Annotated in this window: 19 protein-coding genes; 10 read left to right on the top strand and 9 right to left on the bottom strand. The window is 62.7% G+C overall.

All coding sequences use genetic code 11. The features are described 5' to 3' along the window. The first annotated feature begins 112 nt into the window (after positions 1-112). The 5 genes from V1289_RS31075 to V1289_RS31055 are packed head-to-tail and all read left to right on the top strand — an operon-like array spanning position 113 to position 6115. Positions 113-1165 carry an Ldh family oxidoreductase gene (locus tag V1289_RS31075; protein WP_334401659.1) on the top strand — a complete coding sequence of 351 codons (1053 nt, stop codon included), beginning with the start codon at positions 113-115 and terminating at the stop codon, positions 1163-1165. A 31-nt stretch (positions 1166-1196) separates the two neighbouring features. After that, entirely contained in the window at positions 1197-2564 is a 1368-nt protein-coding gene (locus V1289_RS31070; RefSeq protein ID WP_334401657.1) for an LLM class flavin-dependent oxidoreductase, read from the top strand. A 17-nt stretch (positions 2565-2581) separates the two neighbouring features. Then, positions 2582-3367: a fumarylacetoacetate hydrolase family protein gene (locus tag V1289_RS31065; protein WP_334401655.1), complete on the top strand. Its 786-nt coding sequence runs from the start codon at positions 2582-2584 to the stop codon at positions 3365-3367. Between the two features lie 3 nt (positions 3368-3370). Next, positions 3371-5104 carry a thiamine pyrophosphate-requiring protein gene (locus V1289_RS31060; protein WP_334401653.1) on the top strand — a complete coding sequence of 578 codons (1734 nt, stop codon included), beginning with the start codon at positions 3371-3373 and terminating at the stop codon, positions 5102-5104. A 30-nt stretch (positions 5105-5134) separates the two neighbouring features. Next, positions 5135-6115: a Bug family tripartite tricarboxylate transporter substrate binding protein gene (locus V1289_RS31055; RefSeq protein WP_334401651.1), complete on the top strand. Its 981-nt coding sequence runs from the start codon at positions 5135-5137 to the stop codon at positions 6113-6115. Here the strand turns inward: V1289_RS31055 and mctP are convergent. After that, on the bottom strand, positions 6099-7595 hold the full coding sequence (gene mctP / locus V1289_RS31050; protein ID WP_334401649.1) for a monocarboxylate uptake permease MctP: 1497 nt from the start codon (positions 7593-7595) through the stop codon (positions 6099-6101). The genes V1289_RS31055 and mctP overlap by 17 nt on opposite strands. Before the next feature lie 15 nt (positions 7596-7610). Beyond that, positions 7611-7790: a DUF3311 domain-containing protein gene (locus tag V1289_RS31045; RefSeq protein WP_334401647.1), complete on the bottom strand. Its 180-nt coding sequence runs from the start codon at positions 7788-7790 to the stop codon at positions 7611-7613. 341 nt (positions 7791-8131) lie between these two features. Between V1289_RS31045 and iaaH the strand changes: the two genes are divergently transcribed. Next, positions 8132-9562, top strand: a complete 1431-nt coding sequence (gene iaaH / locus V1289_RS31040) for an indoleacetamide hydrolase (protein ID WP_334407739.1) — start codon at positions 8132-8134, stop codon at positions 9560-9562. 8 nt (positions 9563-9570) lie between these two features. On the opposite strand, the gene V1289_RS49905 is transcribed toward iaaH, so the two are convergent. Beyond that, a complete protein-coding gene (locus V1289_RS49905) occupies positions 9571-9696 on the bottom strand; it encodes a LuxR C-terminal-related transcriptional regulator (RefSeq protein ID WP_442896094.1) in 126 nt (41 codons plus the stop codon). Here V1289_RS49905 and V1289_RS31035 point away from each other — a divergent pair. Continuing rightward, the gene (locus V1289_RS31035) at positions 9644-9856 is read left to right on the top strand and encodes a hypothetical protein (RefSeq protein WP_334401645.1); all 213 of its coding nucleotides are present in this window, start codon (positions 9644-9646) and stop codon (positions 9854-9856) included. The genes V1289_RS49905 and V1289_RS31035 overlap by 53 nt on opposite strands. A 69-nt stretch (positions 9857-9925) precedes the next feature. Here V1289_RS31035 and V1289_RS31030 read toward each other — a convergent pair whose 3' ends face one another. The 3 genes from V1289_RS31030 to V1289_RS31020 form a co-directional block, all read right to left on the bottom strand. After that, positions 9926-10540, bottom strand: a complete 615-nt coding sequence (locus V1289_RS31030) for a hypothetical protein (RefSeq protein ID WP_334401644.1) — start codon at positions 10538-10540, stop codon at positions 9926-9928. 91 nt (positions 10541-10631) lie between these two features. Then, on the bottom strand, positions 10632-11381 hold the full coding sequence (locus V1289_RS31025) for a tripartite tricarboxylate transporter substrate-binding protein (protein ID WP_334407738.1): 750 nt from the start codon (positions 11379-11381) through the stop codon (positions 10632-10634). Beyond that, positions 11330-11602 carry a hypothetical protein gene (locus V1289_RS31020; RefSeq protein WP_334408031.1) on the bottom strand — a complete coding sequence of 91 codons (273 nt, stop codon included), beginning with the start codon at positions 11600-11602 and terminating at the stop codon, positions 11330-11332. The genes V1289_RS31025 and V1289_RS31020 overlap by 52 nt, the downstream gene beginning before the upstream one ends. A 154-nt stretch (positions 11603-11756) precedes the next feature. Between V1289_RS31020 and V1289_RS31015 the strand changes: the two genes are divergently transcribed. After that, on the top strand, positions 11757-12827 hold the full coding sequence (locus tag V1289_RS31015) for a peptidyl-alpha-hydroxyglycine alpha-amidating lyase family protein (RefSeq protein ID WP_334401643.1): 1071 nt from the start codon (positions 11757-11759) through the stop codon (positions 12825-12827). A 106-nt stretch (positions 12828-12933) separates the two neighbouring features. Here V1289_RS31015 and V1289_RS31010 read toward each other — a convergent pair whose 3' ends face one another. The 3 genes from V1289_RS31010 to V1289_RS31000 form a co-directional block, all read right to left on the bottom strand. Continuing rightward, positions 12934-14121 carry an acyltransferase gene (locus tag V1289_RS31010; RefSeq protein WP_334401642.1) on the bottom strand — a complete coding sequence of 396 codons (1188 nt, stop codon included), beginning with the start codon at positions 14119-14121 and terminating at the stop codon, positions 12934-12936. A 30-nt stretch (positions 14122-14151) separates the two neighbouring features. After that, positions 14152-15423: a serine hydrolase domain-containing protein gene (locus tag V1289_RS31005; protein WP_334401641.1), complete on the bottom strand. Its 1272-nt coding sequence runs from the start codon at positions 15421-15423 to the stop codon at positions 14152-14154. Positions 15424-15585: 162 nt separating this feature from the next. After that, positions 15586-16497 carry a LysR family transcriptional regulator gene (locus tag V1289_RS31000; RefSeq protein ID WP_334401639.1) on the bottom strand — a complete coding sequence of 304 codons (912 nt, stop codon included), beginning with the start codon at positions 16495-16497 and terminating at the stop codon, positions 15586-15588. Positions 16498-16637: 140 nt separating this feature from the next. Here V1289_RS31000 and V1289_RS30995 point away from each other — a divergent pair, with 140 nt between their 5' ends. Beyond that, on the top strand, positions 16638-17807 hold the full coding sequence (locus V1289_RS30995; RefSeq protein WP_334401637.1) for an HlyD family secretion protein: 1170 nt from the start codon (positions 16638-16640) through the stop codon (positions 17805-17807). A 118-nt stretch (positions 17808-17925) separates the two neighbouring features. Then, complete coding sequence (locus tag V1289_RS30990; protein WP_334401635.1) at positions 17926-19554, top strand: MDR family MFS transporter; 1629 nt, start codon at positions 17926-17928, stop codon at positions 19552-19554. Positions 19555-19563: the final 9 nt, after the last annotated feature.

Below are 19563 nucleotides of genomic sequence, written 5' to 3'. Positions count from 1 at the left end.
GCATGGCCACCCGGATATTCTGCCCTTGCTCTCAAGCCATCGCTTTGAGACCATGCCACCGGCGACAACAAACAAGACCCGCCTTTCGCGCGGGCGCCAACGAGGAAATCCCATGCCGATCGTCCAGGCCGACCGTCTCGCGCGCATCGGCACCGCGCTGCTCAGGGCCGCCGGCGCGTCGGACGAGGAGGCCAGCGCCGTGGCGGTCGGCTGCGTCAACGCCAACCTCGCCGGCCACGATTCGCACGGCATCATCGCGGTCCCGACCTATATCGACCGCATCAAGGCCGGCCATATCGTGCCCGGCGCGAAATGGACCATCGTGCAGGAATCGCCGACCACCACGGTGATCGACGGCCATTGGGGTTTTGGGTTTCACGTCAACGCCAAGGCGATGGCGTTGACGATCGAGAAGGCGAAGACCGCCAACGTCGCCGCCTGCACGGTGTTCCGGCAGAGCCATGTCGGGCGGCTCGCGCATTATCCAATGATGGCGATGCAGGCCGGCATGATCGGAATTGCCACCGCCGATTCCGGCCGCTCGCCCAAGCATGTGGCGCCGTTCGGCGGCCGCGAGGCCCGGCTTGGCACCAATCCGATCTCGATCGCGGTGCCGTCCGATCTCGAGGCGCCGTTTTACCTTGATATGGCGACATCGGCGGTGGCCGCCGGCAAGATCGCGCTCGCCGTCGCGCGCGGTGAAGAAATCCCGACCGGCTGGATCATCGATGCCGAGGGGCGGCACACCACCGACCCCAGGGAATATCGTAAGGGCGGTGCATTGCTGCCGCTCGGCGGCAGCGAGGGCTACAAGGGCTCTGGCCTTGCCGCGATGGTCGAGGTGCTGTGCGGCTTGCTGACCGGGCTCGGCTTCGGGGTCGAACCGACCGGGCGTCACAACGACGGCTGCTTCATGGCGGTGTTCAACGTCGCCGCGTTCCGTCCGTTGCAGAATTTCAAGAAGGAAGTCGCCGAATTCGCGCACTATCTGAAATCCACGCCCCCCTCGGAAGGCTCGGGCGGCGTGTTCTATCCGGGCGAGGTCGAATATCTGCGCGAGCAGAAGCGCAGGAAAGAGGGCATCGAGATCGAGGACGCGACCTGGGACAAACTGACGGCGCTGGCCACCGACTACAAGCTCATCACTGAGCTCGATCTGAAGTGACAATTCGCTTGGCCGACCAAGGGAGAACAACATGACACGGCAAATGGCGCTGGTGGGCTTTTTGCAGGCGCAGAACTGCACCAACCTGCCGAGTTCATGGCGGCACCCGGAATCGCGCGACGATTCGATGTCGGCCGATTATTATCAGGAGATCGCCCGGATTCTCGAAGCCGGCAAATTCCACATGGCGTTCTTCGACGACCGGCTGGCAATGCCGGACCGCTACGGCAGCGATCATACCCATACCGTGGAATACGGCATCCGCTGCGTGAAGATGGATCCGATCGTGGTGCTGACCACGATGGGCATGGTGACCGAAAAGCTCGGCCTGGCCTCGACCTGCTCGACCACCTATTACGAGCCGTTCGACGTGGCACGCCGCTTCGCCACCCTCGACCTCATGACAGGCGGCCGCGCGGCCTGGAACGTGGTCACCTCGGTCAATGACGGCGAAGCCCATAATATGGGCAAGGACGCGCACCTCGACCATGATCTCCGTTACGACCGCGCCGACGAGTTCATGGAAGTCGTGCTCGGACACTGGGACTCCTGGGAAGACGGCTCGCTCATCATCGACAAGAAGAGCGGACGGTTCGCCGATCCGACCAAGGTGAAGCGGCTCGATCACAAGGGCGCGTTCTTCAAGTCGCGCGGTCCGTTCACGGTGCCGCGCTCACAGCAGGGTCATCCGGTCGTCATCCAGGCCGGCGCTTCCGGACGCGGCCAGCGCTTTGCAGGCCGATGGGGCGAGGTGATTTTCACCGCCGCGCGCAATCTGGCGAATGCCAAACAGGGCTATGACGCGATCCGGAATGAAGCGGCGAAAGCCGGCCGCGATCCCGACCAGATGTTTCTGTGCAATCTGATCACGCCGGTGTGCGCGGCGACCAAGGCCGAGGCCGAGGACAAGATGGCGCTGATCGGCAAGCTGCCGCTGGAGATCGATGCGCTGTCGCTGCTTGCGGAGGGACTGAATTTCGATTTCGGCGCCAAGGGCATCGACGAGCCGCTGACGACGGAAGAACTGCAGGGCATGCAAGGCATGCTCGGCATCCGCGACGGCGTGCTGAAGACCTCCGGCAAAACCAATCCGAGCACACGCGATTTCATCACTTTCTCCGGCCGCGGCCAGACCCAGGACGCCATTGTCGGCGGACCGAAGGAGATCGCCGACAGGCTGGAAGAAATGTTCCTCGGCCGCGGCTGCGACGGCTTTGTCATTGCCGCGACCTATGTCCCCGGCTCCTATGCCGACTTCGTCAACCATATTGTGCCGGAATTGCAGCGCCGCGGGCTGTTCCACAGGGATTACACCGGCAAGACACTGCGCGAAAATCTGGGCTTGCGGCGTCCGGCCGCCGGCGCCTGGAAAACCCGGCCGCAAGCCGCGGCCGAATAAGAACAAGAGGAAATTTCATGCGTTGGCTCAAATTCACCGCCGCCGGCAAGACATCCTGGGGCGTCGTCGAGGGCGACAAGGTGATCGCCGTCAGCGGCGAGCCCTTCGGCGAATGGCAGCGCACGCCGCAATCGCATGCGCTGAAGGACGTCAAGATCGAACTGCCGCTGATCCCTCGCACCTTCTATTGCGTCGGCCTCAACTACCTCAAGCATCTCAAGGAAGCCGCCGACAAGGCCGGCACGGTCCCGAACATCCCTGACAGACCCGAGATCGGCTATCGCGCCCAGAACGCGCTGATCGCGCATGACGAAGACGTGGTGATCCCGGCGACCGCCACCGAAAAGATCCACTACGAAGGCGAGATCGTCGTCGTGATCGGCAAGAAGGCCAAGCATCTTACCGAGGCCGACGCAATGTCCTGTGTGTTCGGCTACACCATCGGTAACGATGTCAGCGAACGCACCTGGCAGAAGGCCGATCGCGGGCTGTGGCGGGCCAAGAACGCCGATACCTTCAAACCGATGGGCCCGTGGATCGAGACCGATGTCGATCTCGCCGGGATGGAAACGGTCATCCGGGTCAACGGCAAGGAAACCGGCCGCTTCCACACCAACGACATGATCTTCGGCATCGTGCCGTTCATCGTCGAGTTGACGAAATATTTCACGCTGTGGCCGGGCGACGTGATCTGGATGGGCACCGACGGCGCCTCGCCGGACCTGAAGGCTGGCGACGTCGTCGAGATCGACATCACCGGCATCGGCACGCTGCGCAACAAATTCGTCGCCGAGAAGCGATAGCGCATGGGCCGCCATTCCACCGCGCATTATTTCCTCGAAGGGCTGGTCGATCTCGGCGTCGAATACATCTTCGCCAATCTCGGCACCGACCATGTGTCGCTGATCGAGGAAATGGCGCGCTGGGACAAGGAGGGCCGCAAGCACCCCGAGATGATCCTGTGCCCGCATGAAGTCGTGGCGGTGCATATGGCCGGCGGCTACGCGCTGGCGACCGGGCGCGGCCAGGCGGTGCTGGTGCATGTCGATGCCGGCACAGCGAATGCCTGCATGGCGATCCAGAACCTGTTTCGCTACCGTCTGCCGGTGATGCTGTTCGCCGGCCGCGCCCCGCATACGCTGCATGGCGAACTGACGGGATCGCGCGACAGCTATGTGCATTTCGTGCAAGACCCCTTCGATATCGCGAGCATCGTCCGCCCCTATGTCAAATGGGAATATTCGCTGCCCTCCGGCGTCGTGGTGAAGGAAGCGCTGGCCCGCGCCAGCGCCTTTGCGCAGAGCGATCCGCCCGGCCCGGTCTACATGATGCTGCCGCGCGAAACGCTCGCGGAAGAATGGGACGAGGCCGCGATGCCGGCCTATCCGCCGGCGCGTTACGGCAGCGTGCACGCCGGCGGCATCGAGCCCGCGCGGGCCGACGCAATCGCGAAAACCCTGATGGCGGCGGAAAACCCGGTTGCGTTCGCAGCCTATCTCGGCCGCAAGCCGCAGGCGGTGGCGATACTCGACCGGCTGGCGCACGCGACCGGCGTCCGCGTCGCCGAATTCAACTCGATCGACCTCAATATTCCGCAGGATTCGCCGTGCTTCGCCGGCGCCGATCCGCTGCCCTTGCTCGAGCACGCCGATCTCGGCCTGCTGCTCGATTCCGACGTGCCGTTCGTGCCGAAATATGCCGCACAAGCGAATGCGATGAAATGGATCCAGATCGATGTCGATCCGTTGAAGGCGCATTTTCCGATGTGGGGATTTGCAACGGACATGCGGATCCAGGGCGATTGCGCGGTGGTGCTGCAGCAGGTGCTCGATGCGGTCGAAGCCCGCGCCGATGACGCCTATCACAAGCGCATAGCCGAACGCATCGCGAGCTGGAGCAGCGCGCGCGAGACGTCCGCGAAGCGCCGCGCCACGGCCGGCGCCAATAAAGGCGTCGCAGGCGCGCTCAACCCGGCCTTCGTGTTCGCGACGCTGAGCGGAAAGCTGTCGCAGGACGACGTCGTCCTCAATGAAGCCATCCGCAACGGACCGGTCCTGCAGGAACACGTGACCCGCACCAGGCCGCAGAGTTACGTGGGCCTCGCCGGCGGTGGGCTCGGTTTCAGCGGCGGCATGGCGCTGGGGCTGAAGCTCGCGCGATCCGATCGCCGCATCGTGCAAGTGATCGGCGACGGCGGATTTCATTTCTCCTCGCCGGACAGTGTCTACGCGGTGGCGCAGCAGTACCAGATACCGATTTTCACGATCGTGCTCGACAATGGCGGCTGGCAGGCAGTGAAATCGGCGGTGCAGCGGGTTTATCCGAAGGGCATCGCCGCCGAGACCGACCAGTTCCAGTCGCGGCTGATGTCCAGCCGCCAGGGCGACCGGCGGGATTTTTCCGACGTGGCGAGAGCATTCGGCGCCTACGGCGAATGCGTCACCGAGCCGGACGAGCTTGCGGCCGCCATCGATCGCGCGTTTGCGGCGCTCGATGACGGCAAGGCCGCCGTACTGCATGTTCACGTCACACGGCTTTGAATTTTCGATCGCTTTGAAGGGACCAATTCCATGAGAATGCGGGACCGTTATTCTCTGATTGCCGCGTGCCTTGGATTGCTGGCGATTGTTGCTCCCGCTTCCGCACAGGAAGATGTCTCAAAATATCCGTCGCGCGCCATCCACATCATCGTCGGCTTCGCCGCCGGCGGCGGCAACGACATCATCGCGCGCGTCTTCGGACAGAAACTGTCCGAAAGCCTCGGCCAGCCCGTCATCGTCGAAAACAAGCCCGGCGGCGGCGCGATCGTCGCGACCGAATATGTCGCGAAATCCGCGCCCGACGGCTACACGCTGCTGATGAGCGCCAGCGGCATATCGATCAATCCGGCCGTCTACGCCAAACTTCCCTATGACGCGGTCAACGACTTTGTCGCGGTCTCCGAACTCGCCTCGTTTCCGCTGATCATGGTCGTCAACGCTTCGTCGCCGATCAAATCGGTGGCGGAGCTGGTGACCTATGCCAAGGCCAATCCCGACAAGATGAATTATGCGAGCTCATCCGCCTCGTTCCAGCTCGTGACCGAGCTGTTCAAGCAGAAGACCGGCGCGCCGATGCAGGTCATTCCCTACAAGAGCGCCAACGAGTCGGTGCTGGCGGTCATTTCGGGCCAGGTGACCACGACCATTGCGGATGCCGGTCCGGTCCTCAGCCAGGTCAAGGCCGGAACGGTGCGCGCGCTCGCGGTTGCGGCGCCCAAACGGATGGAGGACTTGCCTGATGTCCCGACCCTGAAGGAGGCCGGCGCCGACGTCGACGCCGTGCTGTGGAGCGGGATTTTTGTGCCGAAAGCCACGTCGCCCGAAATCGTGAAGAGGCTCGAAGGCGAATTGATGCAGATCGCCAAGCTGCCCGACGTGATTGCGCGCCTCAAGCTGCTCGGTATCGACACTGTCGGCAATTCATCGAACGAGTTCGCGAAGATCCTGGCAGCCGACCTCGCGCGGTGGGGTGCGGTCGCCAAGGCCAGCAACATCAAGATCGAGCAGTAGCGCCGGTTCGTTTCGGCAAGATCAGCTCGACGATGACGGTGGCGACCGCAGCAACCGCGATATTGAGGATCAGCGCGCCAAGCCCGACATAGAACACATAGCTGGCGCCGCCGAGATCGACGGTCGCGAGCGGCTTCAGGCCATTGCTCCACGCCGTCCACGACCCCCAGCCGATGCCGGCCGCCCAGCCGAGCAGCAGACCTTCGGCGCGGAACCAGCGCGTGAACAATCCGAACACCAGCGCCGGAAAGGTCTGCAGGATCCAGAGGCCGCCGAGCAGTTGCAGGTCGAGGGCGTATTGCGTCGGCAGCAACAGGATGAAAGCGAGCGCGCCGACTTTGACCACCAGCGACGCTATTTTTGCCACCGCCGCCTCCCCGGCATGGCTGATGCCGGGATTGACGTAGGACTTCCAGACGTTGCGGGTGAACAGATTGGCGGCGCCGATACTCATCACCGCCGCCGGCACCAGCGCGCCGATCGCGATCGCCGCAAACGCGAAGCCGGCGAACCATGACGGGAACAATACCTTGAACAGCATCGGCACCACGTCGTTGGGCGAGGATACCTTGATGTGGGCGGCATAGGCCATGTAGCCGAGCAACGCGATCAGGCCGAGCAGCAACGTATAGGCCGGCAGCAGGATCGCATTTTTGCGAATGGTATCGGCGGATTTCGACGCGAAGATACCGGTCAGCGTGTGCGGATACATGAAGGCGGCCAGCGCCGAACCCAGCGCCAGGGTTGCATAAGACAGCATCTGCGCCGGCTGCAAAATGAGCCCGGTCGCGCCGCCTTTTGCGGTGAAGGCATCGTTGGCCGCAGCAAACACCGCGCCATAGCCGCCGAGTTTTGCCGGCACCACGACCACAGCCACCAGCACCACGATATAGATCATGATATCCTTGACGAAGGCGATCAGCGCCGGCGCGCGCAGGCCGGAGCTGTAGGTGTAGAGCGCGAGAATGATGAAGGCGGCGACGAGCGGCAGTTCACCGGTCAGTCCCATCGCCTTGATCACCACGCCCATGCCGATCAGTTGCAGGGCGATATAGGGCATGGTCGCGACCATACCCGTCATCGCAACGGCCAGTTCGAGCCCGCGCGAATTGTAGGTGCCGTGGACGACATCGGCCGCGGTGACATGGCCGTTGGCATGCGCCTGCTTCCACAGCACCGGCATGACTGCGAACACGAAGGGATAGACGATGATGGTGTAAGGCAGCGCAAAGAAGCCGTAGGCGCCGACCGCATAGACCAGCGCCGGCACCGCGATCACGGTGTAGGCGGTATAGAAATCACCGCCGACCAGGAACCAGGTGATCCAGGTGCCGAACTGGCGCCCGCCCAGTCCCCATTCATCGAGGTGTTCGTTGACCGGACCGGCTTTCCAGCGCGCCGCGAAGAAACCCATCACGGTAACGAGCGCAAAGAAGAAGATGAAGACCGAGAGCGAGACCCATTCGATCTGATCAGCCATGACGATGCCCTTCCCTCAAGGCGCTTCGTCAGGCGTGCGGCTGCGATAGACCAGCCAGATCAGCAGCGAAGAGATCGGCACCCAAGCGAGCTGGTACCAGTAGAAAAAGGGAAATCCGAACAGCGATGGCTCGGTGAAATTGTAGAAGGGCACCCATAACAGGCCGATAAACGGCACCAGCAACAGGATCCACATGGCGGACTCCAGGCTCGCGCCGGCGTCTTCGGCCGGCGTTCCCGGTACCCAAACGATCCAGGGAGCGGATCGTTGCTTCACAATCGGGATTTGCGTTGCTGCAGTGCGACGCCGGACGAGTTGATCGGCCCTCCGCGCCGGAAATTCGTCCTCAAAAATGAGGACAGGCGCAAAGCCCGATGGAGGATAAAGTCCAGGCCGAAACCCGCCTTCACCCAACCCTCGATAAGGAGAACGCCATGGGTCGACGCAGCAAGCGTGCATTGATAATCGAGGCAGCCATCGCGAGCCTTGTGATTTGCGGCGGATGGCATTCCGCGCCGGCCCTGGCCGAAACGGCGATCGACCTCGACGGACTTACCGCGGCGCAGGCCGCGGCCGATCTGTGCGCCGGAAAGATCAACAGCAAGGCGCTGACCTCAGCCGCGCTGGCGCGCGCCAAGGCAAACCCAAACCTCAACGCATTCATCACGCTGGATGAGGCCGGCGCGATCAAGGCCGCCGAGGCATTCGACGCCCGCCGCAAGAAGGGGGCCTGCAAGCCCCTTGGCGGCGTGCCGGTTGTGGTCAAGGACAATATCGAGGTGGCTGGCCTGCCCACCAGCGCGGGAACGCCGGCGTTGAAGGGGTACGTTCCGCGCAAGGATGCGCCGGTGGCCGCAAAATTGCGGGCGACCGGTGCGATCATCATCGGCAAGACCAACATGCACGAGCTCGCCTTCGGCATTTCGGGCTACAACACCGCGTTCAAGACCGGCGCCGAATTCGGCGTACGCAACGCCTATGATTTGACCAAAATCGCCGGCGGCTCGTCGTCCGGAACGGCGGCTGCGATCGGCGCCCGGATCGTGACCGCTGGTCTCGGCACCGATACCGGCGGATCGGTCAGGATTCCCTGTGCGCTGAATGGATGCGCGTCGCTGCGTCCAACCGTCGGCCGTTATCCGCAGGAAGGGATCGCGCCGATCTCCCACACCCGCGACACCCCCGGCCCAATGGCTTCCACCATCGCCGATTTGGCGCTGCTCGACCGCGCGCTGGCCGGCGGCGGGGCGATCACGGCGGCTAGCCCGAAGCAGATACGCATCGGGATCGTCAAAACCATGCTGGCGAATCTGGACGGCGATACCGAAGCGGCATTCCGCGCGGCAGTCGATAAACTCAAATCGCAGGGCGTGACGGTCATCGATGTCGAGATGCCGAAACTGGCCGAGCTCAACGGCCAGGTCGGATTTCCCGTCGCGCTCTACGAGGCCTATGACGACATGGTGGCCTTTCTCAAGCGCAGCGGCACCGGCATCACCATCGAGCAACTGGCGAAGGGGATCGCAAGCCCCGACGTGAAGGGCACCTATGACGGGCTCGTCATTCCGCGCAAATTGCCCGGCCCCGACAACACCGTCGTCGATGCCAAGCCGGCTTACGACGCGGCCATGAAAACCGCCCGGCCCGCGCTGCAGGCGCTCTATCGGGATACATTTGCAAAGGAGAAGCTCGACGCCATCGCATTCCCGACCACGCCGAAGGTCGCGATACCGGCAGAGCCCGACGCCAGCAGCCTCGCCAACTTCATCCTCTTCATCCAGAACACCGACCCCGGCAGCAATGCCGGCATTCCCGGCATCCAGATCCCGATCGCACTCGGCGCATCGTCAAAGCTGCCGGTCGGGCTCGAACTCGATGGGCCCGCGGGAAGCGATCGCCGGCTGGTGGCCATCGGCATCGCGTTTGAGAAGGTGTTTGGACGACTGCCGGCGCCATCGGCGCACTAGACGCGGCGTCAATGGTGCCTGGCGACGCCGCTTCGGCGGCGTACGCCGATCTTGTCGACAATGCGGTTCAGATGGGTCCGGATGGTCGAGATTTCGACTTCAAGCCGATGCGCAATCTCCTTCGCTGACCACAACGTCGGCGATCATGCGCGCGATCTCGAACTCGCGTACCGAGAGTTTCAGGATCGGCGATTGACCGTAAGGCTCCGCCGCGGCCGGACCGCCCGAAGCGCGGGCGACAGCACCCGGCTTTCTGCAGCGGCGATTTACATGACCGACAGCCAGCCTAACTGATTATGGCGACCATGTGGAACCCGCGGAACGGATCGCGACCAAAAGCGCGACCGGCCCGACAAACCGACATCAGAACGCCGGACCCTGCCCGTTTCTGCCGTAGGTAATGCGCGGGGTTTGCAGCGTGCCGTCCAGCTGCTTTTTCGCAGCGGCCACGAAGATCCTGGTGCCGGGCTGCACCTCTTCCCGCTTGCCCATTTCATAGGTGACGACGACGGTCTCGGGCGTCACCAGCAGCTTCTTCTCGCCGTCCTTGTATTTCACCGACAAAACCTGGCCGTTGACGCTGTCGACGGCCTGCTCGACATTGGCGTTGGTCATCTTGCTCTTGGGCATCAGGTCCCAGTCATAATGGCCCTCGCCGGTGCCGCGCATCGATTCCGGGAAGATGTGGACCTCGATGGCTTTCTGGGTGCCGTCCTCCTGCATCATGCCGGCGGAACCGACGAACATGCCCGGCTTGATGTCGGCCATTTTTGCCGGAACGATTGCGACAAACAGCGGATTGTCGCTCACCGTCAGCTTCAGCTCCGCGCCGTCGCGATTCTTGACCACATAGACCGGACCTTCGATGCGCTCGACAGTGCCGCGGATGCGGACGGTTTCCTGGGCTGAAGCCGGCAGGACCATGCAGATGGAAATGAAGCTGGCGGCAGCCAGTACGCGTCGTGCCATGCCGGACATGGTCATCCTCCCTGGGTTCTGGATCGCTCGTTGACGGCTCGTTGTTGCGGTGAAAGTCGTCTATGCAACCCCAGGGGGTGAACAATATTCCCTATTCGGGCTTGATGCCCGCGTCCTGGATCACCTTGCGCCAGCGGGCTTCCTCGCCGTCAAAATAGCGATCGAGCGCGTCCGGCGGCTGCGCGACCATGACGAGGCCCTCGTTGACGCCGAGTTTCTTGAACGCTTCGGATTGAACGGCCTTTGCGGCCGATTTGTTGAGACGATCGACGATCTCGGGCGGAGTCTTGGCCGGTGCATAGAGACCATACCAGGCTTCCGCCGCGTAGCCGGGAACTCCGGCTTCCGAAACCGTCGGCAGTTGCGGGAAGGCCGGCGAGCGTTCCGCCGACGTCACCGCGATCGCGCGCAACTGGCCGGCCTCGACCAGCGAGGCCGCACTTGCCACCGTCGTGAACATCACCTGGATCTGCCCGCCGATCAGGTCGGTGATCGCGGGCGCGGCGCCCTTATAGGGCACCGTGGTCAGATTGACCTTGGCCATATGCTTGAACAGCTCGCCCGCCAGATGCGCCGAGGTCCCGGTGCCATAGGTGCCGTAAGAGAGTTTGTCGGGATCGGCCTTCGCCGCCGCGATCAAATCCGCGACCGACTTGATCGGGGAAGCGGGATTGACTACGACGATGTTGAGGGAGCGCGCCACCAGCGCCACCGCCGCGAAATCATGGTGCGCGTCATAGGGCAGTTTCGCCTGCAGGCTCGGATTGACCGCATTGGCAAACGTGCCCATCAGCAGCGTGTAGCCGTCAGGCGCGCTGGTCGCGACGGACTGGGTACCGATGATGGTGCCTGCCCCGGTTTGTTCTCGATGATCACGGAGACGCCGAGATCCCGGGCCATCTCCTGCGCCAGCGTGCGGGCGACCACATCGGTGCCGCCGCCCGGCGCGAATGGGACCACGATCTTGATCAAGCGATCGGGATAGCCGGCCGAAGCCGGGCCGTTCAGCAGCGCGCATGCTGCAAGCGCTAACAAAACCGACTTGAAAATTCGAGATGACATGCAAAGCCCGATCGCAGGAGGAGACTCCTTCATACACTGGCGCGCTATGCAAGGAAGGATGATGGTCATGACGCGGCGGGCACGTGCAGACGGAACAGCCATCGACTAGCATCCTCGCCAACGACATGAGCAACAAATATCGGGGGAGGATGACATGAGGTATTGGCTGGCCGGACTGATTATGTTGATCGCGCCATCGGCGTTCGCGCAGCAGGCGGTCCCCACTATCGCCTTCGATTCCGTCCCCAATCCGCTGAAGCTGCCGCCGAACATGTATTTCGGCGAAGTGTCGGGCGTATCGGTCAATTCCAAGGGACATGTCTTCGCGCTGTCGCGCGGCAACACCTCGGGGCCGGCCTACGCCGCCGCGGCGACGCAACTGCTGGAGTTCGATGCGAAAGGCCAGTTCGTCCGCGAGATCGGCAAGAACCTGTATGCGTGGTCGTTCGGGCACACGGTCAAGATCGATCCCCAGGACAATATCTGGGTGACCGACAAGGGCTCGGACATGGTGATCAAGTTCGATCCCGAGGGCCGCGTCGTCATGGTGTTCGGCCGCAAGCAGGAAGCCTCCGACGAGGACACCGCGCCGCTGAAACATCCAAAGCCGCCGCTGCCCGCCGAGGACGGCCGGTTTCGCCAAGTCACGGATGTGGCCTGGGACAAGGCCGGCAACACCTTCATCAGCGACGGCTATATCAATTCGCGCGTCGCCAAGGTGGACAAGGACGGCAACTGGCTGAAGTCATGGGGCGACCGCGGCAAGGAGCCCGGCCAGTTCAACACCCCGCACTCGATCGCGACCGACGCCAACGGCAATGTCTATGTCGCCGATCGCGGCAACCACCGGATCCAGGTATTCGACGGCGACGGCAAATTCCTGCGCCAGTTCACCATCGACGTGCCGGTGCCGCCGGGCGCAAAACCTGCGATCGGCAAGATACCGGATGAAGCGATGATGGCCGGCGGCACGTTCTTCCCCGGCTCGCCGTGGTCGATCTGCATTACACCGCCGCCCAACCAGGTGCTCTACAGCTCCGATTCATGGCCCGGCCGCATCTACAAACTGACGCTCGATGGCAAGGTGCTCGGCGTACTCGGGCAGTCCGGCAAGCAGCTGAAGCAATTCGGCTGGATTCACGCGATGGCGTGCCCGTCGGAGAATGTGCTGTATGTGGCGGAGCTGCTGAACTGGCGGGTGCAGAAGTTGTTGCTGAAGCCGTAGTCGGGTTCGTCATTCCGGGATGGCCCGAAGGACCAGGAATCTCGAGATTCTCAGGTGCGCAATTGCGCACCTAGTTCGATGCTTCGCATCGCCCCGGAATGACGGCTCAAATCATCCGGGCCACGGCCGGAATCTTCCGCAGCATCACCGTGAGCCCCCAGCTCAGCGACAGCGTGCCGGCGAATACGACCGCGGCTTTAACGGCGGCCGGCCACGAATAGTCATACACCGCGTATTGCAGCCAGATGATGAAGATGTAGTGCACGAGAAAGATGCCGTAGGCCGACGGCCGCATCGCTTCAAGCAGGCCGATCTTGGATTCCGAGAGCCGCAGCGACCCAGCCAGGACCGTAAACGTCATCGCCGCGCTGAACAGCGCGAAGACGAGGCCGTAGGCGGCTCGCCATGACAGCGGCGGCGCGGTGAAATCCACCACCGAATTGTGGTGCGCATAGACCAGCAACAGGATCGCGCCATAGAACAGCAGCGAAATGGCGAGCCACGTCGGCCAGCGTTTTACCACTTCGCCATTATCCGCAAGTATGCCGGCCTTGAGACTGACGGCGCCGATGCCGACTCCAGTCAGGAAATAGCCGGCGTAGAGCAGGATCCGGCTGGTCTGGATCGGAAGCGGGTAGCCGCCCGGCTCCAGCCAACTCGTATCGCCGAATATCAGGTGCATCGGCAGATAGACCACCACCGAGAAGATCAGAAAACTTATGAAGGCCGTCACCGGCCGGTTGCGAAGAGCAAAGATGGCCCAGCCCAGTGCCGCGACAACACGCGGCGCAACCGACCACACCGCGGCGGCGACGAAATCCAGCGCCAGCAGCACCCACAAAAACCAAGCCGGCCCCGAGGGCCAAGGTCCGACCGTCAGCGTGTGCCACCAGAAATGCGAGAAGTTGAAGTCGGTCGTGCCGGGCAAATGATAGCGCAGGAAGGTCGGATAATAGGCGACCGGCATCAGCACGAAGATCGAGATCAGGAAGGGCACGCCGAGCCGCCAGGCACGATTGCCCAGGAAATTGGCAGCGCCCCGTCGCGTCAGGCTGCCGTGAACGAACAGGCCGGAGATCAGGAACATGCAGGCCATGAAAAAACTGTCGTTGAACAGCACCACCAGATCGAAGCCGAGCCAACGCATTTTGTCGCCGGTGCCGAAATGGGTGTAGTTGACGACGGAATGGTGGATCAGCACCAACAGAATGATGAACGTACGCGCACGATCGAGCGCAACGATGCGTGCCTTCGCCCTGGTGCCCTGATTGTTTTCGTTGGTCTTGCGCAGCATTCATTCAGCTCCAGGTGAGCTGACGTTCGATCATTTTTCGAACGCGTCGTAAACCAGCTTCTTCAGATTCACCTCAACGTGCATCCGCCCGGACGGGGCATCTTCCATCAAGACAAAAAACATGTCCTGGGCACGGTCGACCACGATATAGACGCCGGTGGCGCCGTCCCATTTGATCTCGCCAGGCGAGCCCGGCGGCGGCGGCACCGCATTACCGGGATCGGTACGGACGCCGAAACCATAGCCGAAGCCGAAGCCGTCGCCTGGATAGTAGAAATAATTGCGCGCGACGCCTGAGCCCGGACCGATATGGTCGGTGGTCATCGCCGCGAATGCCGCCGGGCTGAGATAGGTCTTGCCGTCCAGGGTGCCGCCGTTCAGCAGCATCTGCCCATAGCGCGCGAAATCGGCGATGGTCGAAACCATCCCGCCGCCGCCGGATTCCCACCGCGTGATGTCGAGCGAGTTGCGCTCGACATGGCGGTCGCGGCGCAGCGGCTGGGCATAGCGCGCCCGCTCGGCCGGATCGGTCAAAAAGAACTTTGTCGTTGTCATCCCCAAGGGATCGAGCAGCTGCGTCTTTTCGAACTGATACAGCGACTGCCCGGACGCGACCTCGATGACGCGGCCGAGCACGTCGATCGAATGCCCGTAATCCCACAGCGTGCGCGGCTGCTCGGCCAGCGGCACTTTGGCGATCCGCTCGGCGAACCCGGCATTGTCGAAATCGCCGAGATAGATGCTGCCATAGGCGGCCTTCACCAATCCCTCGCCATAGAATCCGTAGGTGATCCCGGACGTATGCAGCAGCAGATCCTCGATCGTGACCGGCCGGACCGGCGGCACGAGGTCGAGCACCGGATGACCGGTAGCGTCCTTGCGCTCGACGCCGACTTTCACACCGGCGAATGATGGAATGTACTTGGCTACGGGATCGCCCAACGCGATCTTGCCGCGATCGACCAGCATCATCGCCGCGAAGCTGGTGATGGTCTTCGTCACCGAATGAATCGGAAAGATCGCGTCCGAAGTCATCTCGATGCCGGCGTCGACATCGCGCTTGCCGAAACATCTGAAATAGACCGGCTTGCCGTGACGCTGGATCAGGACGACGGCGCCGGGAATGTTTCCTTTCGCGACCTGGTCGTTGATGAAATCATCGATGCGGGAAAGCTTGTCGAGCGACAGCACAGCGTTTGGCGGCGGGCCGAATTCGGCGGCGGATAGGGAGGTGGTAATCGAGGCGAATGCGATCGCGGTATAAAGCGTCACGTAACGGCCGGGTGACGCTGATTTGCACATGAACATCCGCCGGCGTTCCCATATTTGTCGAGCGAAACTTATGGCATTGCCGCACGCTGTGGCAACGTCATTGCGAGCGAAGCGAAGCAATCCATGTCGCCACAATGAAAGAATGGATTGCTTCGTCGCTTCGCTCCTGCAATGACGGCCAAAATCGCGTCATCACGAATACGGATTGATCAACTTCTGCAGCTCGGCGCTGTGATGCGCGAGCATGTCGATAAAGGTCCTGACCTTCGCCGACAGATGATGGCGATGCGGATAGACCGCGTTCATCGATAATTCGACCGGCCGATACTCAGGCAACAAACGCACCAGACGGCCGGATTCGAGATCCTCATGAACCAGAAAACCCGCGGCAAGAGCTATCGCGTGGCCGTGCAGCGCGGCCACGCGTAGCGTCTCGCCGCTATTGGAGATCAGATTGCCGGATACCCGCACCGATGCCGGCATACCCTTGCGGTCGACGAACCGCCATTCGTCCTGATAGGGATAATTGACATGGCGAACGCAATTGCGCTCCGACAAGTCGGACAATTGCTCCGGCCGGCCGTATTTCTCGACATAGGCATGCGAACAGCACAGCACCTGCCGCCAGGTGGCGAGGCTGCGCACGATCAGGCTCGAGTCCGGCGGCTGTGTCATGCGGATCACTACATCGTATCCCTCGTCGACCATGTCGACGTTTCGCTCACCCATGCTCAGATCGACCTTGGTGTCGGGATATGTCGAAAGGAATTCGGCGACCACCGGCGCGATGAATGGCACGATGTGGGTCGCGGCATAGATCCTCAGCGTGCCGCGCGGCGTCGATTGCTGGGCGCCGGCGATATCGTCGGCCTGCTCGAGATCGGCGAGGATCTGGACGCAGCGGTCGTAATAGGCCTTGCCGATTTCGGTGAGGCTGACCTTGCGCGTGGTGCGCTGAAGCAGCCGCGCGCCGAGCCGGTCTTCCAGCGACTGGACGTGGTTGCTCACCATCGTCGTGGACATGTTGAGGCGGCGCCCGGCGGCGGAAAACCCGCCGCTATCAACCACCCGGACAAAGGCCGTCAGACTGGTCAAACGATCCATCGGCAAGTCTCCGATTATCCGCTCTCACCGGATAATGCTTCCAGTTTTCCCAGGATTATCACATCGTCGATGACATTGCATCTTCAGGGCGTACCCGGCGCCCTCGTGGGAGGACGCTCCCGAGCTTCCCAGAGGATGCCATGTCGACCACTTCTTATGTCACTGATACTGCACCTAAAATTGGTCTTCGCCCCTCCCGTAAGGCGGTCAAGCGCGCGGCTTTGGCGCTGGCCCTGACCCTCGGCGTCGCCGCCGCCGCGGATTTTGGCTACGGCTATCTCACCATCGGCCGCTATCTGGAGACGACCGATGACGCCTATGTGAAGGCCGACTCCACGATCATCTCGCCAAAAGTCTCCGGCTATATCGCCCAGGTGCTGGTCGGCGATAATGAGAAGGTCAAAGCTGGCCAGTTGCTGGCCCGGATCGACGATCGCGATTTCAAGGCCGCGCTCGACCAGGCACATGCCGACGTCGAAGCGTCGGAAGCCGCCGTGCGCAACCTCAATGCGCAGATTTCGCTGCAAGCGCCGATCATCGAGCAAGGCACCGCCGACGTCGCCGCCGCCGAAGCCAATCTGCAATTCGCCCAAGAGGAACAGGCCCGCTACGACGGGCTGATGAAGACCGGCTCCGGCACCATCCAGCGCGCCCAGCAGACCGACGCGGCGCTGCGCGAAAAGACGGCCCAGCTCCAGCACGGCAAATCGGGGCTGCTGGCCGCGCAGCGCAAGGTCGACGTCCTCACCACCGAACGCGCCAAGGCGGTCGCGCAACTCGATCGCGCCCGCGCGGTCGAAACGCAGGCGGCGCTGAACCTGTCCTACACCAGGATCACAGCACCGGTCGAAGGCACGGTCGGCGCCCGTTCGCTCCGGGTTGGCCAGTATGTGCAGGCCGGCACGCAGTTGATGGCGGTCGTGCCCCTCGATGCGGTCTATGTGGTCGCGAATTTCAAGGAAACGCAGCTCACCCATGTGCGCAACGGCCAGCCGGTCGAAATCAATATCGACAGCTTTCATGGCACCAAACTGCGGGGCCATGTCGACAGCCTGTCGCCGGCCAGCGGTCTCGAATTCGCGCTGCTGCCGCCCGACAACGCCACCGGGAATTTCACCAAGATCGTGCAGCGCGTGCCGGTGAAGATCGTGCTCGACGACCACACGCTGACCGGCCTGCTGCGCCCGGGCATGTCGGCCGAGCCGACCGTCGACACCAAGGCGACCGTGCTGGCCGAGCGCGAAACCAGGGCCCGACTTGCCTCGGACGTTGCCCCCGCCCGCCCGAACGCCCGCCCGAACGGCGGCTAAGCACCTCGGTCCGGTCAGGCATTATCAAATTTGACCGGATAATCCTTCCACATTTTTCCTGATTATCGAAGCCAACCGCCTAATGCATCCTACCTCGACCGAGCAAGAGGAGACCGCCATGACCACGTTCCAGCCCGCGCTCGGCGCCGTTTCCGCCGGCATCGGCGCGCCCAAAGGCGCAGCGACCCCGGGCAAGGCGACGCCGGCGATCTCGGCAAAGACCTGGATCGCGGTGATCGGCGCCACGCTCGGCGCCTTCATGGCGGTGCTCAACATTCAGATCGTCAACGCGTCGCTCGCGGATATTCAGGGCGCGATCGGCGCCGGCATCGATGATGGCGGCTGGATCTCGACCTCCTATCTGGTCGCCGAGATCGTGGTGATCCCCTTGAGCGGCTGGCTCGCGCAGGTGTTCTCGATCCGCATCTATCTTCTGACCAACGCGGTGCTGTTCCTGCTACTGTCGATGGCCTGCGCCTTCGCGCAGGACCTGCCGCAAATGATCGTGCTCCGCGCGATCCAGGGTTTTACCGGTGGCGTGCTGATCCCGATGGCGTTCACGCTGATCATCACGCTGCTGCCGAAGGCAAAGCAGCCGGTCGGTCTGGCGCTGTTCGCGCTGTCGGCGACGTTCGCGCCGGCGATCGGCCCGACCATCGGCGGTTATCTCACGGAAAACTGGGGCTGGCAGTTCATCTTCTATGTCAACCTCGTACCCGGCGCGATCATGATCGGCATGCTGTGGTTCTCGCTGGAAGCAAAACCGATGAAGCTGTCGCTGCTGCGCGAGGGCGACTGGCCGGGCATCATCACCATGGCGGTTGGCCTCAGCGCGCTGCAGACCGTGCTGGAAGAAGGCAACAAGGACGACTGGTTCGGCTCGCCCTTCATCGTCAGGCTGTCGGTTATCGCGGCCGTTGCGCTGACCGCGTTCCTGTGGATCGAGCTGACCGCAAAGAAGCCGCTGTTGAACCTGCGCCTGCTGTTCCGCCGTAATTTCGGCTTCGGCATGTCAGCCAATTTCCTGCTCGGCGTCGCGCTGTACGGTTCGGTGTTCATCCTGCCGGTCTATCTGTCGCGCATTCAGGGCTACAACGCCGAACAGATCGGCATGGTGCTGGCCTGGACCGGCCTGCCGCAACTGCTGCTGATCCCGTTGGTGCCGCGGCTGATGCAGCGCTTCGACCCGCGGCTCATCATCGGCATCGGCTTCGCGCTGTTCGCGGCCTCCAACTTCATGAACATCTATATGACCAACGACTACGCCACCGATCAGCTGTTCTGGCCCAACATCGTTCGCGCGCTCGGCCAGGCGCTGGTGATGGCGCCGCTGTCGGCGGTCGCAACCGCCGGCATCGAGGCGGAGAATGCCGGCTCGGCGTCGGGCCTGTTCAACATGATGCGCAACCTCGGCGGCGCAGTCGGCATAGCCTTGCTGCAGACGCTATTGACCAAGCGCGAGCAGTATCATTCCAACGTACTGATGCAGTCCGTCTCGCTGCTGGAACCGGCGACCCGCATCCGGATCGAGCAACTGACCCAGTATTTCACGAGCCACGGCGTCACGGACCACGCCGAAGCGTCGCACCGCGCGGTGATCGCGATCGGCCACATCGTGCAGAAGCAGGCCTTCATCCTGGCCTTCAGCGATACCTTCTATCTGCTCGGTGCCGCGCTCATCGTCGCGCTCATGGCAGCCCTGCTGCTGAAGAAGCCGAACCATCTTGAAAGCGGCGGCGCCCACTAGGACTATCTA

It is taken from the genome of Bradyrhizobium sp. AZCC 2289 (genome assembly GCF_036924615.1).
Classification (GTDB): Bacteria; Pseudomonadota; Alphaproteobacteria; order Rhizobiales; family Xanthobacteraceae; genus Bradyrhizobium.
The sequence above is the reverse complement of the archived record's forward strand: the minus strand, read 5'-3'. Positions and strand labels throughout refer to the sequence as shown.